Consider the following 14870-nt stretch of genomic DNA (forward strand, 5'->3'; position numbering starts at 1 on the left):
CGGATCTGTGCCGAAACGGCACGGAATCGGCTGGCACGCGCATCGCTCTTACCGGCCCGCAGGCGGAAAACGGCCCGGGAGGCGGCAGATGCAGGTGCTTCGGCGTTTCAAGGCGGATCAGCGCGGTGCGACCGCGATGCTGTTCGGTCTCGCTGCGCTCCCGCTCATGGGAGCGGTCGGGGCGGCGGTCGATTACAGCCAGGCCGCGAACTACCACACCCAGATGCAGCGCGCGGTCGACGCGACGGCCCTCGCCATCGTGCGGGAGCCCGCGACGCTTTCGGCCCGCGAGATCCAGCAGAAGGGCGAGCAGTACCTGGCCGCCACCCTCCGGGGCGGGCCTGCGACGCGGCTCGACTCCGTCTCCGTCACCCGCGTCGGCAACACCGTGAAGGTCGCCACGGCCGCCACGATGGATACGTCGATCATGAAGGTGCTGGGCATCAGGACGGTGCCGGTCAGCGCCCGGTCCGAGGCCGTCTGGGGCACCGGCACGGAGAAGGTCGAGGTCGCGCTCGTCCTCGACAACACCTGGTCGATGAACGACAGCATCGGCGGCAAGCGGAAGATGGACGAGCTCAAGTCGGCCGCGAAGGGCCTGCTGGACAACCTGCGCACCCTCGCCACCCAGCCGGATTCGGTGAAGGTCTCCATCGTGCCCTTCGACACCGAGGTCCGGCTCGACGCCAACACGAACCGCTACAAGCCCTGGTTCCGCTGGAGCAACGAGAAGAAGGACAAGCCGGCCTGGACCGGCTACGTCGTCGACCGCTACGGCAGCTTCGCGACCTCGGATGCGCCTCCGTCCTCCGGCAACAGCCTGTTCCCGGCCCAGAAGGAGACGCAGTACAAGACGGACAGCCGCTTCGCGAGCTACATGCGCACGGACCTCCAGCCGATCCGGGCCCTGACACCCCTCAACAGCTATTCGGACTATTCGCAGCTGGTCGGCGTCGTGAACGGGATGCAGCCGCGGGGCTACACCAACATCGCGCTCGGCGCGATCTGGGGTGCCGCCACCCTGTCGCGGTCCGAGCCCTTCACGGAAGGCGCCCAGGCCGGCACCAGGGGCGTCAAGAAGTACATGATCGTCCTCACGGACGGCGACAACACGGCGAGCCACATCGACGGCGAGTTCGAGAACGCCGATTGGGAAGGCGGCTCGAAGAGGACCAAGATGGTCGCCGCCATGGATTCCAAGACGCTGTCCGCCTGCTCGACCGCGAAGGATGCCGGCGTGGAGGTCTTCACGATCAAGCTCCTCAAGGGGAACGAGACCATGCTGAAGAGCTGCGCGTCCCAGGCGGGCAACTATTTCGACGTCCAGAATTCCGGCCAGCTGTCCCAGGTCTTCGGCCTGATCTTCGACGCCATCTCCGGGACGCGCCTGACGCATTGAGGTTGCACCGCGCGGGAAGGCCCGTTCCGCTTTGCGGGGCGGGCCTTCTTGTGTGGAGCTGAGCAGGGGCCACATTTCCCGTGCGGGCGCATGGCGTCCCTGGAGGAGGAGATGGCGGTCACCCACACGGCGATGTTCGAGGCGATCAAGGCGACCGGGCCGACCCGGGCCGAGACGCTCGCCCGGCTGGATGCGCTCGCGACCCTGATGGACAGCGCCATCACGGTCCCGGGTACGCGATTGAGACTCGGGCTCGATTCCGTGATCGGCCTCGTGCCGGGCATCGGCGACCTCGCCTCCGCCCTGATCTCCAGCTACATCGTCTGGGAGGCGCGGCGGCTCGGGCTGCCCCGGTGGAAGGTCGCCCGCATGATGGGCAATGTCGCGGTCGACACGACGATCGGCGTCATCCCGGTTGTGGGCGACTTCCTGGACGTGTTCTACAAGTCCAACCGCCGCAACCTGAAGATCCTGCGCGATCACCTCGAGCAGGAGCGGCGGCGCCCGGGCGCGGATGGCGTGATCGACGCCGAATACACGGTGGTGCGGAGAGGTTGATGAGGCGCCTACTTTGGGCGGCAGGTTGGGTCGGGGTCTTCTTCTGGTCGATCTTCGCCTTCGCCGCCTACGGCCTCGTGGAACTGATCGGCGGCGCCTTCATGCGCAACGCCGACGTGTTCTCGGCCGACCCTGGAACCGTGGAGTGGCTGTTCAACGTCTTCAGCTGGCTGCGCGGCTTCTCGACCTCTGCGATCCTGGTGATCTGGGGTCTCGTCTCGCTCGCCATCCTGGCCGTGCCGTGGCTGTTCGATCGCCTGGCCTCCTCGACCATCCAGGCGGGGCCGTACCAGAGCGCGCCGCCGCCACCGCGGCGCGACGGCGTGATCGATCTCGGGCCGAACGACTACACGGTCCGTGACCCCGAGGCCGGGCGGCCCGGTCCGGCACCGCGGATCGGCCCGCGCGCCTGACCTGGACCGCGCGATGCGGCTGGCGCTCTACCAACCGGACATTCCGCAGAATGCCGGCACCATGATGCGGACCGCCGCGTGCCTCGGCGTCGCCGTCGACCTGATCGAGCCGGCCGGCTTCGACGCCTCGGACCGAAATCTCCGGCGCGCCGGGCTCGACTACCTCGACGCGCTCGAACTCACCCGGCACGTGTCCTTCGCGGCCTTCGACGAGGCGCGCCGCGCCGCGGGCGCGCGGCTGATCCTGGCCACGACGCGCGCGGCCGTGCCCTACACGGCGCTGGCCTATCGGCCGACGGACATCGTCATGGTCGGGCGGGAATCCGCAGGCGTGCCGGATGCGGTGCACGCCGCCGTCGATGCCGGCATTACGATCCCGATGCGGGCGGGGCTGCGGTCACTCAACGTGGCGGTATCGGCCGCCATGATTCTCGGCGAGGCCCTGCGTCAGACCGGGTTTCCGGGCCGCGCGGGCTGACCTCACGCCTGCCGGGCGACCGAGGCCGTCCGCCCCGTGCCGGGCAGGACGAAGAAGCCGCGGTGGTTCGGGTCGGGCTCGAGCGCACGCGTGTAGCCGAGGATCGTCTCGGTCCCGCCGAGGCAGAGCAGCCCGCCGGGCAGGAGCGCGCCCGCCAGCCGCTCGAACAGCGAGGTCTTGGTGGGCCCGTCGAGATAGATGGCGAGGTTCCGGCAGAGGATCAGGTCGAACCGGCCGAGATGCCCGAAGAAGCCCAGGAGGTTCAGGACGCGGAACTGGACCGCCTCCCGCAGTTCCGGCGAGATCGTCCAGGCGAGCCCGTCGGGGCTGAAATGGGCGAGCAGGCAGCGCACCGGAAGCCCGCGCTGCACCTCGAAGCTCGAATAGCTCCCGGCGCGCGCCCGCTCGATCGCGGCCGGGGATATGTCGGTGCCCAGGATCTCCACCGTCCAGCCATCGAGCGCCGCGCCCATCTCCCGCAGGATCATGGCGACCGAATAGGCCTCCTGGCCGGTCGAGGCCGCCGCCGACCAGATGCGCAGGCGCCGCCTGTCCGCACGCGCTTCGAGCAGGCGGGGGAGGATCGTCGTGCGAAGGTCCTCGAAGGGCTGCCGGTCGCGGAAGAACATCGTCTCGTGCGTCGCCATCGCGAAGACGGTCGCGTCGGCGAGATCCCGCTCCTCGGCGGTGCGCAGGCGCGCGATCAGTTCGGCGAGGGACGACAGCCCCGCATCGCGCCAGACGGGGCCCAGGCGGCTTTCTGCGAGGTAGCGTTTCTCCGCCCCGAGATCGAGGCCGGAGCGCCCTTTCAGGAAGCGACGCAGGAAGGCGAAATCGGCCTCGCTCAGCATGGAAGCCCCAGGGCTTCGGACACGGCCTTCCCGAGGCGATCCAGCGGCAGGACCTGCGTGGCGAGGCCCGCCCGGGCGATGCTCCCGGGCATGCCCCAGATGACGCTCGTCGCCTCGTCCTGAACGAAGACCCGTGCGGCCGCGCGGCCGAGGGCCTCCGCCCCGTCGGTGCCGTCGTGGCCCATCCCGGTCAGCACGATGCCGAGCGAGGCCGGGCCGTAGATCCGAGCGAGATCGGCGAAGAGGACGTCCACGGCCGGGCGGCAATGATTCACGGGCGGCCCGCCGTCCAGGCGGATCGCCGGCGTTCCGTCCGGGGATGCGATCCCCATGTGGCGGCCGCCCGGGGCGATGTAGATGCGCCCGGGCCGCAGCGGCTCGCCGTCGCGCCCTTCCGCGATGGCGAGGCCCGTCTTCGCGCGGAGCTGGTCGGCGAAGACGGCCGTGAAGAGCTCCGGCATGTGCTGCACGACGAGGATCGGGACCAGCCGGTTCGCTGCCGCGAGATCGCGCAGGAGCTCGACGAGCGCGGTCGGTCCTCCCGTGGAGGCTCCGATCCCGATCGCACGGGGCCGAATGGCCGGCAGGGCGGCCGGACGCATCCGGGGCGGCGGCGATGGGATCGCGAGGGGCGGCGCCTGGCGGGCAAGATGGCGGGGCGCGAGCCCCCTCAGCTTGCGCAGCAGCTCGTCCCGGAACCCGGCGAGGCTCGACGGATCGCGCCGCATCTCGGGCTTGGTGAGGCACTCGACCGCCCCGGCCGCCATGCAGGCGAGCGTCAGGCCGGCATTCCGCCGCGTCAGCGTGGAAACAACGATCACGGAGAGGCCCGGGCGGCGGGCGAGAAGCTGCGGCAGGGCCGAGAGCCCGTCGAGCACGGGCATTTCGAGGTCGAGGAGCACGATGTCGGGGCGCAGTGCATCGACGAGGTCCAGCGCCTCGCGGCCGTCGCCCGCCGCGCCGACGACGCTGAAGCCGGGCTCCGCCGCAATCCAGCGCGACATCACGCCCCGCACGACGGCCGAATCCTCGACCAGCATCACCCGGAGCAAGGCCGGGGCGATCGCGGCTGCGGCCGAACGGAGGGCCATCGGGCTGGCGGAATCTCGCCTCAGACGACCCCGACCTCCTGCAGCTTCGCCGTCATCGTCTCGCGGTCGAAGGGCTTCATGACGTATTCGTCCGCCCCGGCATGCATGGCGCGCGCGATGCAGGCGACGTCGTTCTCGGTCGTGCAGAACACGACCTTCGGGGCCTTCCCGCCCGGCATCTTCCTCAGCGCCTTCAGGAACTCGTAGCCGTCCATGACGGGCATGTTCCAGTCGAGGAGGATCATGTCCGGCATCTCGCGGCGGCAGGCGAGGAGCGCCTGCTCGCCGTCCTCGGCCTCGCTGGTGCGGAGCGACAGCCCTTCCATGATGCGGCAGGCGACCTTCCGGATGACGGCGGAATCGTCGACCACGAGACAGTGCTTCATTGCGGGCTTTCCAGTGAGCGCGATGGGTGCGGCCGTGCGGGCCGGGGATCGAGGATGGTGTCGGCGTCCAGGATGACGAGCAGATCGCCATCGAGCTGGCAGACGCCCTGGGAGAGCTCGGCCCAGGCCGGGTCGAGGTGGATGGGATTGGCCGCGACCGCCTCGGGGGCGACGGTGACGATCTCGCCGATCTGGTCGACGACGAGCCCGAAACCGTCCTCGTCGGCGTCGAGCCCGATCGCCATGCCGCCCGCCTCGATCGGGGCCGGCTCGACGCCCAGCCGATGCCGCAGGTCGATCGCCGTGACGATCCGGCCGCGCAGGTTCATCAGGCCGCGGATGTCGGGCGGTGCGAGCGGGACGGGCGTCAAGGCGCCGAGCGTGAAGACGTCGTGCACGCGCTGGATCGGGAGCCCGAAGAGCTGGCCGGCGATGGTCGCCGTCACGAAGGCGAGGCGGGCCGCCTCGGGTTCGAGGCCGCTGCTCGCGCCGTCGAGCCCGCTCATGCGGCGAGCTCCCGGAATTCGCGTCGCTCGATGCCCGACAGCGAGGCCAGGAGGCTGCTCCGGTCGAATTTCGATACCGTCCGGATCACGCCCATCTCGGCCGCCTTGCGGGAGAGATCCCCGTCCGGTCGCGATGCGATTGCGATGACCGGCATGTCCGCCGTCTCGGGCTGCCGGCGAAGTTCGGCCAGGAAGTCGAGGCCGGACCGGTCCGGAACGTCGAGATCCGTCACGACGGCATCGACGGGCCGCCCGACGAGGGTCCGAAGCGCCTCGTCGGCGCTTGAAGCCGTGCGCACGCCATGGCCGGCGGCCTTCAGAACGGGAATCAGCATCTCCCGGAAGAACGCATTGTGCTCGACGAGCAGGACCGTTGCCCCGCCGGCATCGCGCTGGCCCGACCAGCAGGCCGCCGCCCGCGGCACGAAATCGGCGACGTCGATGATCTCCGTCGCCCTGCCGCGCACGATCGCCGTGCCGACGAGGTCCGGCCGCCCGGGTGCCTGCCGCAGGTCCAGGTGCTCCTCGACGACGTCCAGGATCTCCTCCACGGCGAGGCCGAGGAGCAGGTCCTGGCCGGACAGCACGATCACGGGCTGCAGGCCCTCGGTCCGGAACCGCGTGCGCTCGTCGACGCAGACGAGCGGCATCAGGCGGCCGCGATACTGGACCTGGGCGCGCGAGCCCGCCTGCTCGATCGCGCTCGCCTCGATCTCCTCCAGCCGGGCCACGAGGCCGAGCGGCACCGCCTTGTAGGCGCCGTCGCCGCCGCGGAAGACGAGAAGCGTCGTGAGGTCGGCGGTCTCCTCGATCTCGGGCTGCGGGGCGGTCGCCGCCTCCTGCGGGCGCGCGAACTCCGCCCCGGCCTGGCGGGCGATTCCGCCGGGATCGAGGATCAGGGCGACCGAGCCGTCGCCCAGGATCGTGTTGCCCGCGAAGGCGTGGAGATGCTTCAGCCGCCGGCACATCGGCTTGACGACGATCTCCTCCGTCTCGAGCACGGCATCGACCCGGATCCCGAATGTCAGGTTTCCGCTCTCGGCCACCACCACGTAGCCGCCTGCATCATGCCGGGGCGTCGGAAGGCCGAGCAGGGAGGCGAGGTCCATCACGGGCAGGAGGCCGCCGCGCAGGCGCAGGAGCTGCGCTCCGCTGATCCGCTCCAGCACATGCGCCGAGCCGTCCCCGACCTTGACGAGCTCCTGGATGGCGACTTGCGGAATCGCGAAGCGCTGGCTGGAGGTCTCGACGATCAGGGCCGCCGCGATGGCGAGCGTGAGGGGCAGCTTGATCCTGAACGTCGCCCCGCGGCCCGGTTCGGACAGGATCTCGATGCTCCCGCCGATCAGCTCGACATTCGTCCGGACCACGTCCATGCCGACGCCACGGCCGGAGACCGCATTCGCCACCGACGTGGTCGAGAAGCCCGGGTGGAAGATGAGGTCGGCGACCTCCGCGTCGCTCAGGCGCGCGGCATCCGCGGGCGCGAGGAGCGCCGTCTCGACGGCACGCCGGCGGATCGCCTCGATGTCGAGGCCGCGGCCATCGTCGGCGATCTCGATCGAGATCGCGCCGCCCTCCTGGGCGGCCGAGAGCGTGATGGTGCCGTGGGCGGGCTTGCCGGCCGCGAGCCTCTCGGCCGGGGGCTCGATCCCATGCGCGGCGCAGTTGCGCACCATGTGGATCAGCGGGTCGCGCATGACCTCGAGCACGTGGCGATCGAGCTCGGTGTCGGCGCCGCGGGTCACGAGCTCGATCCCGATGCCGAGCTCGGCCGCGAGGTCGCGCAGCAGGCGCGGCACCTTGGCCCAGGCCGAGCCGATCGGCTGCATCCGGGTCTTCATGATCCCGTCCTGCAGCTCGGCCGTGACCTGCGAGAGCCGCTGCAGCGGGATCTTCAGCGCGGCATCGTGGCTGAGGCGGCGCGAGGCTTCGAGCAGCTGGTTGCGGGTGAGGACGAGCTCCGAGACCGTGGTCATGAGGTGCTCGAGCGTGTCGAGCCCGACCCGGACCGATTGCTGGCGCGCCGGGACGGCCTCGATGTCCGGCTCGACCCGGCGCTCCGCCGAGGCGGGAGGGACCGGGAAAGGCGGCGCCTGCGGCTCGGCACCGGGGCCGGGCGCATCCCGAAAGGCCTGTTCCAGGACGTCGAGCGGCACCTCGTCGGACCGCAGGGGCCGCAGCAGCACCTGGTCCAGCCCGGGTTCCTGGCGGTCCTGTGGGATCGCCGTGCCGTCGCCGGTGCCGTCGCGCGCGGCCCGGTCCAGCGCCACGATCAGCTCCGAATCCGAGCCGACCGGCTCGCCGCCGAGCCGCTCCAGCTCCGCGATGATGAGCTTGATCCGGTCGATGGTCGCCAGGATGAGGGTGACGAGATCGCTCGTCAGCGGCTTGCCCGAGCGGACCTGGCCCATCAGGGTCTCGGCCGCGTGGGCGAGCGCCTCGAGCCGCGGCAGGCCGAGGAAGCCGCACGTCCCCTTGATGGTGTGGACGAGCCGGAAGATGTTCCGGAGGATGGCCTCGTCGCCGGGATCACGCTCCAGGCGAACGAGCTCGACGTCCACCGTGTCCAGGTGTTCGCCGGCCTCGGCCAAGAACTCTCGCAGAAGATCGTCCATGACGATCGGCGACCCGACGCCGCTCAGGAAGTTGAGCAGCGTCGACCATGGTCACGGAAGGTTGACGATCCGTTGCGCCGGCAGGGGCGCGGGCGGCGCCTACGGCTTCTCGGCGCGGATCACGACCGTGTCGCCATCGAGCGTCATGCTCACGCCCATGCCGGCCGCCTGCGCGACGAGCCCCGTATAGAAGGGCTGGATCGCATGAGCGTCCACGGTGCCGCTTTCCGGCTCGCCGCGGATGAGGGCTTCGGCATGGGCAGGGATGCGGGCGTTCGTCCCCCGGGCGGACAGGATGAAGGTCGGCACGTCCCCTTCGGTCTCGCCCGCCTTCACGTCGACATGGATGGAGCCGCCGCGCGGAATGGCGTTGGTGGCCAGCATGACGAGGTTCAGGAGAAGCTTCACCTGGTTCTTCGGCATGAGGACGCGCGGCGCCGACCAGGTCAGCGAGATCTTGTCGTCGTTGAACATGCCCTTGGCGACGGATTCGGCATCGCCGAGGTCGATCGCCGCGCCTGCGGAGCCGGCGGCCCCGAAGGCGAGGCGGGCGAATTGCAGCCGCGCGGAGGCCTGGCCCGCGCTCTTGCGGATCAGGTCGAGGGCGAAATCCTGCATGGAGGCGTCGTTGTCCTCCTCCAGCACCTCGAGCCCGTTCACGATGGCGCCGACCGGGCTGATCACGTCGTGACAGACGCGCGAGCAGAGCAGGGCTGCAAGGTCGAGAGGGTCGAGCGTGACCGTTGCCATGAGCGGGCTCCAGGGGCAGCGGCGGTTGCCGCCGCGAATCCAACCTGGGATAAACGCCGCCCTGCGGCTTGAAAAGCGGGCCGAGGCGAGCGGCTGCGCTCCCTCCCGCACGATATGTGGATGAGTGGCGACCCTCGACAGGACACGAATGCGACCGCCGAGCAGCTCGGCGCCATTGCGGCGGAGGCGGGATGCCTCCTGGCCGCGGTGGCGGACCGGGCGGGCGGCCGCCGGCTGAAGGATGACGGCTCCCCCACCACGGGGGCCGATCTCGCCTCGGAGGAGCTGATCCTGCGGCGGCTGGCGGAGCGCTGGCCGGACATCCCGGTGATCGCCGAGGAGAGCTTCGGCGCGCCGCCTGCCTCGGACCTGTTCTTCCTGGTGGATCCGCTCGACGGGACGAAGGACTACCTGACCGGCGCCGGCGAATACTCGGTCAACATTGCGCTGGTCGCGGGCTCCCGCCCGATCGCCGCCGCGGTCGCGGCCCCGAGCGTCTCGCGCGTATTCGTGGCCGGAACGGCCGTGCGGATCGCGTCCATGTCGTCCGAGGGTTGCGGGCAATGGGCTCCCGCGAGGGCGCGCGCCGCGCCGGAATCCGGCCTCGTCGCCCTGGTGAGCCGCCGCCATGGCGACGACGCGACGGAAGCCTGCCTCGCCGCCTTGCCGATCGCGGAGCGGCGCGTCGCGTCCTCGGCCTACAAGTTCTGCCTCATCGCGGCCGGGGAGGCCGACATCTACGTGCGCTGTGGGCCGACCATGGAATGGGACACGGCCGCCGGCGACCATCTGGTCGAGCGTGCGGGCGGGATCGTGGTGGAGGCTTCCGGCGGAATGCCCCGGTACGGGCGGTCCGACCGCGGCTTCCGCAACGGCCCCTTCGCGGCCTGCGGGGACCGCAGCGTCGCGGCGCGGCTGAGGCTTCCCGAGAGCTGCGCCTGAGCCGGCCTAGCCCCTGACGACGGAGCCCCGCAACCGGGCCCAGCCCGCCTCGGCGCGGGCCGCGAGGCCGGGATCGGCCTCGAACCGCGCCCGGGCCTCTGGCGTGCGGAACAGGTACAGGCGTCCCGACCGGACCGCGAAGATCTCCGGATCCGCCTCCACCAGCCTGCCCTCGGCGGCCGCGACCGCATCGTGGCCGCCGATCCGCGGCGCGAAGGCGTCCGGCGCGCGCAGAAAGGCGGCGCGGTTCGCCGCGCTGGCGAAGCGCCAGCCTGCGCCCTCCCACAGGGTCTCGTGCTCCGGATGGCCCGCCCGGGCGATCCCGTCCATCTGGTAGCTGACGGGATCGCGCCCGCCGAGCGCGAGGCCGGATCTCGCATCCGTCGCATGGAGCTGCGTCACCCCGATCGCGCCGGGAAGAAGCCCGGCATCGCCCGGCATCGCCTGCGCGGCGGCGGACAGGAGCCCGGCGATCACCAGGAGGGCCGCCGGCGGGATGGGAACAGATTTCATTAAGGTTGATGGAATAGTTTCGCGGGCGCCTGACCCAAGCTCCCCTTACCGGAGCCCCATTCAAGGACTCGTAAAGGCGGCCCGCTCGACCGAACGGTCGCCGCCGAGGAGAGAAGACATGCGCCGCAGCCTTATCCCCGGATTGATCCTGGCACTCTGCCTGATGGTCCTGGCCGATCCTGCCCTCGCGCGCGGCCCCCGTTCTGAACGCCCGGACACCTTCTCGACGAACGAACTGCTCGATTCAGGGCACAATTTCTTCGGCAACGTCTCGCGCGGGCTCGCGCTCACCATCCGGGAGGCGGTCCGCCGCTGGGGCGAGCCGGACGGCTACATCCTCGGCCAGGAAGGCTCCGGCGCCTTCTTCGGCGGCCTGCGCTACGGCGAGGGACGCCTCTACCGGCGCCGCGGCCCGGGCGAGCGCATCTTCTGGCAGGGCCCGACGCTCGGCTTCGACGTGGGCGGGGAAGGTGCCCGCACGATGATGCTGGTCTATAACCTCGACAGCGTGCCGGATCTCTACAAGCGCTTCGCCGAGATCGACGGCTCGGCCTATCTGGTGGCGGGCGTCGGCCTCACGGCCGCCCGCGCGGACAACACGGTCGTCGTGCCCATCCGGACCGGCGTCGGGCTGCGGCTCGGCGTGAATGTCGGCTACCTGAAATTTACCGATAGCCCGACCTGGAACCCGTTCTGAGCGAGCGGGCTGGCACCTGCCGGCCGCGGATGCCAGGATTGCCGCCGAAGTTCCGCGTCCGGTATCCCGCCCCGTGTTCGACCTCCTGCTGCTGACGGCCGGCCTCCTGGCCGGCGTCCTCGCAACCCTCGCCTTCCTGCTTCCGAAGCTCCGGAAGGCACGCGCGACCCTCCAGGTCATCGAGGCGGAACTGGCTGCCGCGCGCAGCGAGAGGAATGGGCTGACGGCCGAGCTCGAGACCGCCAGGCGGGCCGTGGAGGAGCAGGACGCGGCCATCGCGGCCGAGAACGCCGAGCTCCGCCGGCGCATGGACGAACTCGCCGACCAGATCCTGGCGCGCGAGATGCCGCCGCCTCAGGCCGGCCCGACGCCCGATCCCTCCTGACCTGCAACCCCCGCGCATGATCCCGGCGCCGGGGCGGTTCCCACCGCGGCCGATGATGCGCTAAGCGGGCTGACCAAATCGGAGGAAGCGATGGATCTGGGTCTGAAGGGCAAGCGTGCGCTCGTGCTGTCGTCGAGCCGGGGGCTCGGACGGGGCATCGCGGAGGCGATCGCCGCCGAGGGCGCGAACGTGTTCCTCACGGCGCGCAGCGAGGACAAGCTGAAGGCCGCCGCCGAGGCGATCAATGCGCGCGGGGCTGGACGCGCCGCCTATCTGGCGGCCGACCTCAAGACGGACCTCGAGACCATCCACGCGAAGGCCGTGGAGGTGCTCGGCGGCCCCATCGACATCCTCGTCGCCAATACCGGCGGCCCGCCGGCCGGGACCGCCCTCGGGGTCGCGGCGGACCAGTGGACGGCGCAGTTCGAGGCGATGATCCTTCCGGTCATCAAGCTCTCCGGCCTCGTGATCGAGGGGATGCGCGAGCGGAAGTTCGGCCGCATCCTGATCGTCGCCTCCTCGGGCGTGATCCAGCCGATCCCGAACCTCGTCATGTCGAACACGCTGCGCTCCTCCCTGGTGGGCTGGGCGAAGACGATGTCGAACGAAGTCGCGGCGGACGGCGTGACCGTGAACATGATCCTGCCCGGCCGGATCGAGACCGATCGCACGGCCGAGCTCGACGCCGCCAACGCCAAGAAGCAGTCGAAGACTGTCGAGGAGATCGCCGCGAATGCCCGCGCCGCGATCCCGGCCGGCCGCTACGGCCGCGTCGAGGAATTCGGCGACGTCGCGTGCTTCCTCGTGTCCGAACGCGCGAGCTACGTCACCGGCAGCCTGGTGCGCGTGGACGGCGGCGCCATCAAGTCGGTCTGACGCCGCCTGACATCCTCGCCCCCGCTGCTGTCCCGCCGCTATTTGGGGTCGAGGCGGGGGTTCACGCCCGGGCTCCCGGGCGGCGGGATGACGGGCGTCGTCCCGGGATTCGGGACGGGCGGCGTGACCGTCATCCCCGTGCCGACATCCGGCGGCTTGATCACGCCGTCGGTACGGTCGAGCTTCTCGCTCAGGTTGTTGGTCGAGCCCGTGGAATCGAGCTTCTCCGGCACGGTGTTGTGCGGCGCCGGCATGTTGGGGTCGCGCGGCTGCTGCTGCACCGGGTTCGTCGGTGCGGTGGTCTGGGCTGCGGCTGCATTCGCCAATCCGGCGGCGAATGCCGCCGCCAGGCCGATGCTGATGATGGCTCGTGCGGTCATGTGATCCACCTCGCCAGGGCGCACCGGCAGGTCCGGTAGCGCACCGATTGCGTTGGTGGGTCAACCGGCCGCGAGGCGGCCGGGTTCCGGGCAGAGAAGGATCGTCTATGCCGCGGCGGCCGGAAGCTCGGCCAGCTCGAAATAGAGGGCGCGCAGCCGCAGCGCGAGCGGCCCCGGCTTCCCCGACCCGAGCGGCTTGCCGTCGATCTGGACGACCGGCATCACGATCGACGAGGCGCTGGTGATGAAGGCCTCGGCGGCCGCATGTGCCTCCTCGATGGTGAAGAGACGCTCCTCGACCGTGAGCCCGGCCTCCCGGGCGAGCTTCATGACGGCGACCCGGGTGATCCCGGGCAGGATCGAGTTGGAGAGCGGGCGGGTGACGATGCGCTTGTCGGCCGTGATGATGAAGGCCGTCGAGGACGAACCTTCGGTCACGTAGCCGTCCTCGATCATCCAGGCGTCACCGGCGCCCGCCTCGATGGCGGCCTGCTTGGCCAGGACCTGGCCGAGGAGCCCGACGGACTTGATGTCGCGGCGTTTCCAGCGGAGGTCCGGCACCGTGACCACGGCAATGCCGATCTCGGCCTGGGGCGCATGCCGGATGGTCTTGGCCTGCGTGAACATCACCACGGTCGGCCTGGTGCCCGATACCGGAAAGCCGAAGTCGCGCTCCGCCACGCCGCGGGTGACCTCCATGTAGACGAGGCCCTCGTTCAGGTTGTTGCGGCGGACGAGCTCCTCCTGCAGCCGCGTCCATTCGGCGGCCGAGTAGGGGTTCGGGATCCGGATCTCGCCGAGCGATCGGTCGAGCCGGGCCAGATGGGCCTCGTTGTCGACGAGCCGACCGTTCAGGACGGCAGCCACCTCGTAGATCCCGTCCGCGAACAGGAAGCCCCGGTCCATCACGGAGATCTTGGCATCCTCGAAAGGCACGAAGGACCCGTCGACGAACACGGTGCGGGACATTGCAAAACTCCTGAAGGCGCGGAGGCGCGAGACCACGCAAGAGAGGTGCCCAAAGCGGCGTCCGGCCGCAAGCCCGAAGCCGCCCGTCAGTGCTCGGCCGCGAGCGCGTCGGTCGCGTGGCCGGCGAGGTTCGCGCCCAACAGGGTCTCCAGGTCGGGCTCGCCGCTCAGGGGGCGAGCCTTGGCGGCCAGGCCCTGGACGAGGGCCGCCCGCTCCCGCGCGAGTTCATGCGCCTCGCCCATGGAGATGGCCTGGAAGCTGACCGTCTCGCCCGGCCGGCGCTGCGCGAGCACGCGCAGGTCCGGCGAGATGACCGTCGCGATCTTGGGGTAGCCGCCCGTCGTCTGGTGATCGGCCATCATGACGATCGGCACGCCCGATCCGGGCACCTGGACCGAGCCCGCCACGATGCCGTCCGACACGATGTTGAAGCCGTGCAGATGCGGGATGACCGGGCCGGCGAGCCGGTAGCCCATCCGGTCGGCCTCGGGAGAGATCGTGTAGGTCGAGGACAGGAAGGTCGCCACCGCCTCCTCGCCGAAATGGTCGGCCTGCGGCCCGAGCACGACCCGGACCGGGGCGGCGGGCTGGAGCGGCGGAGGCTCGAGGGCGAGTTCCGGTCCGGCCGGCTCGATCCCGGGGAGGGGGAGTTCGTCTCCCGCCTGGAGGGGGCGGCCGCCGAGCCCGCCGATTCCGGCACGGGGATGCAGGGACAGGCTGCCGAGGGCGGGCGGGACCGCGAACCCGCCGGCGATCGCCAGGTACATGAACACGCCGGCCTGGCTCGGCCCGACCGTGACGGCGTCCCCGGGCTGCAGCGTGGCCGATTGGCCGGACGGGAGAGGCCGGCCAGCCACGGTCACGTTCGCCGGCGCGCCCGACACGGCGATCCGGACGGGGCCTTCCGCGGCCTCGAAGGTGCCGCCCATCAGCGTGAACTCGATCGCGGCTGCGCCCGGGCCGTTGCCCACGAGCACGTTCGCGTGGGCGAGGGCGAGCCGGTCCATGGCGCCGGAATCGGATACGCCGAATCTCCGCCAGCCCACCCGGCCGGCATC

18 protein-coding genes are annotated in these 14870 nt (G+C 70.8%); 8 read left to right on the top strand and 10 right to left on the bottom strand.

The window, feature by feature from the left end:
• Positions 1-88: 88 nt before the first annotated feature.
• From ACO2SS_RS23730 to ACO2SS_RS23745, 4 genes are all read left to right on the top strand, one after another.
• Positions 89-1399: a TadE/TadG family type IV pilus assembly protein gene (locus tag ACO2SS_RS23730; protein ID WP_423280321.1), complete on the top strand. Its 1311-nt coding sequence runs from the start codon at positions 89-91 to the stop codon at positions 1397-1399.
• A 111-nt stretch (positions 1400-1510) separates the two neighbouring features.
• Complete coding sequence (locus ACO2SS_RS23735) at positions 1511-1957, top strand: DUF4112 domain-containing protein (protein WP_423280322.1); 447 nt, start codon at positions 1511-1513, stop codon at positions 1955-1957.
• Complete coding sequence (locus ACO2SS_RS23740; RefSeq protein ID WP_423280323.1) at positions 1957-2370, top strand: hypothetical protein; 414 nt, start codon at positions 1957-1959, stop codon at positions 2368-2370. Before ACO2SS_RS23735 ends, ACO2SS_RS23740 begins: the two co-directional genes overlap by 1 nt.
• A gap of 13 nt (positions 2371-2383) precedes the next feature.
• Positions 2384-2848 (top strand): tRNA (cytidine(34)-2'-O)-methyltransferase, encoded by a 465-nt coding sequence (locus ACO2SS_RS23745; protein WP_423280324.1) that lies wholly within the window; start codon positions 2384-2386, stop codon positions 2846-2848.
• A gap of 2 nt (positions 2849-2850) precedes the next feature.
• Here ACO2SS_RS23745 and ACO2SS_RS23750 read toward each other — a convergent pair whose 3' ends face one another.
• The 6 genes from ACO2SS_RS23750 to chpT form a co-directional block, all read right to left on the bottom strand.
• Positions 2851-3696 (bottom strand): CheR family methyltransferase, encoded by an 846-nt coding sequence (locus tag ACO2SS_RS23750; RefSeq protein WP_423280340.1) that lies wholly within the window; start codon positions 3694-3696, stop codon positions 2851-2853.
• Positions 3693-4790 (bottom strand): protein-glutamate methylesterase/protein-glutamine glutaminase, encoded by a 1098-nt coding sequence (locus tag ACO2SS_RS23755; protein WP_423280325.1) that lies wholly within the window; start codon positions 4788-4790, stop codon positions 3693-3695. The genes ACO2SS_RS23750 and ACO2SS_RS23755 overlap by 4 nt, the downstream gene beginning before the upstream one ends.
• A gap of 20 nt (positions 4791-4810) precedes the next feature.
• Complete coding sequence (locus tag ACO2SS_RS23760; RefSeq protein ID WP_423280326.1) at positions 4811-5176, bottom strand: response regulator; 366 nt, start codon at positions 5174-5176, stop codon at positions 4811-4813.
• On the bottom strand, positions 5173-5682 hold the full coding sequence (locus ACO2SS_RS23765; RefSeq protein WP_423280327.1) for a chemotaxis protein CheW: 510 nt from the start codon (positions 5680-5682) through the stop codon (positions 5173-5175). Before ACO2SS_RS23765 ends, ACO2SS_RS23760 begins: the two co-directional genes overlap by 4 nt.
• On the bottom strand, positions 5679-8300 hold the full coding sequence (locus tag ACO2SS_RS23770) for a hybrid sensor histidine kinase/response regulator (RefSeq protein WP_423280328.1): 2622 nt from the start codon (positions 8298-8300) through the stop codon (positions 5679-5681). The genes ACO2SS_RS23765 and ACO2SS_RS23770 overlap by 4 nt, the downstream gene beginning before the upstream one ends.
• Positions 8301-8399: 99 nt before the next feature.
• Positions 8400-9050, bottom strand: a complete 651-nt coding sequence (gene chpT / locus ACO2SS_RS23775) for a histidine phosphotransferase ChpT (protein ID WP_423280329.1) — start codon at positions 9048-9050, stop codon at positions 8400-8402.
• Between the two features lie 120 nt (positions 9051-9170).
• Here chpT and ACO2SS_RS23780 point away from each other — a divergent pair, with 120 nt between their 5' ends.
• Complete coding sequence (locus tag ACO2SS_RS23780; protein ID WP_423280330.1) at positions 9171-9992, top strand: 3'(2'),5'-bisphosphate nucleotidase CysQ family protein; 822 nt, start codon at positions 9171-9173, stop codon at positions 9990-9992.
• Positions 9993-9998: 6 nt separating this feature from the next.
• On the opposite strand, the gene ACO2SS_RS23785 is transcribed toward ACO2SS_RS23780, so the two are convergent.
• Entirely contained in the window at positions 9999-10505 is a 507-nt protein-coding gene (locus tag ACO2SS_RS23785) for a YHS domain-containing (seleno)protein (protein WP_423280331.1), read from the bottom strand.
• A 118-nt stretch (positions 10506-10623) separates the two neighbouring features.
• Here ACO2SS_RS23785 and ACO2SS_RS23790 point away from each other — a divergent pair, with 118 nt between their 5' ends.
• From ACO2SS_RS23790 to ACO2SS_RS23800, 3 genes are all read left to right on the top strand, one after another.
• Entirely contained in the window at positions 10624-11202 is a 579-nt protein-coding gene (locus ACO2SS_RS23790) for a DUF1134 domain-containing protein (RefSeq protein WP_423280332.1), read from the top strand.
• A gap of 73 nt (positions 11203-11275) precedes the next feature.
• Complete coding sequence (locus ACO2SS_RS23795) at positions 11276-11587, top strand: hypothetical protein (protein WP_423280333.1); 312 nt, start codon at positions 11276-11278, stop codon at positions 11585-11587.
• A gap of 90 nt (positions 11588-11677) precedes the next feature.
• Positions 11678-12463 (top strand): SDR family oxidoreductase, encoded by a 786-nt coding sequence (locus ACO2SS_RS23800; RefSeq protein ID WP_423280334.1) that lies wholly within the window; start codon positions 11678-11680, stop codon positions 12461-12463.
• Positions 12464-12501: 38 nt separating this feature from the next.
• On the opposite strand, the gene ACO2SS_RS23805 is transcribed toward ACO2SS_RS23800, so the two are convergent.
• The 3 genes from ACO2SS_RS23805 to ACO2SS_RS23815 all read right to left on the bottom strand — a co-directional run.
• Positions 12502-12843 (bottom strand): hypothetical protein, encoded by a 342-nt coding sequence (locus ACO2SS_RS23805; protein WP_423280335.1) that lies wholly within the window; start codon positions 12841-12843, stop codon positions 12502-12504.
• Between the two features lie 105 nt (positions 12844-12948).
• On the bottom strand, positions 12949-13812 hold the full coding sequence (locus ACO2SS_RS23810; RefSeq protein WP_423280336.1) for a D-amino-acid transaminase: 864 nt from the start codon (positions 13810-13812) through the stop codon (positions 12949-12951).
• Between the two features lie 86 nt (positions 13813-13898).
• Positions 13899-14870: biotin-dependent carboxyltransferase family protein (locus ACO2SS_RS23815; protein ID WP_423280337.1), on the bottom strand; the 972-nt coding region annotated here is incomplete at its 5' end.

Origin of the sequence: Enterovirga sp. CN4-39 (assembly GCF_049446235.1) — a bacterium.
GTDB lineage: Bacteria > Pseudomonadota > Alphaproteobacteria > Rhizobiales > Beijerinckiaceae > Enterovirga.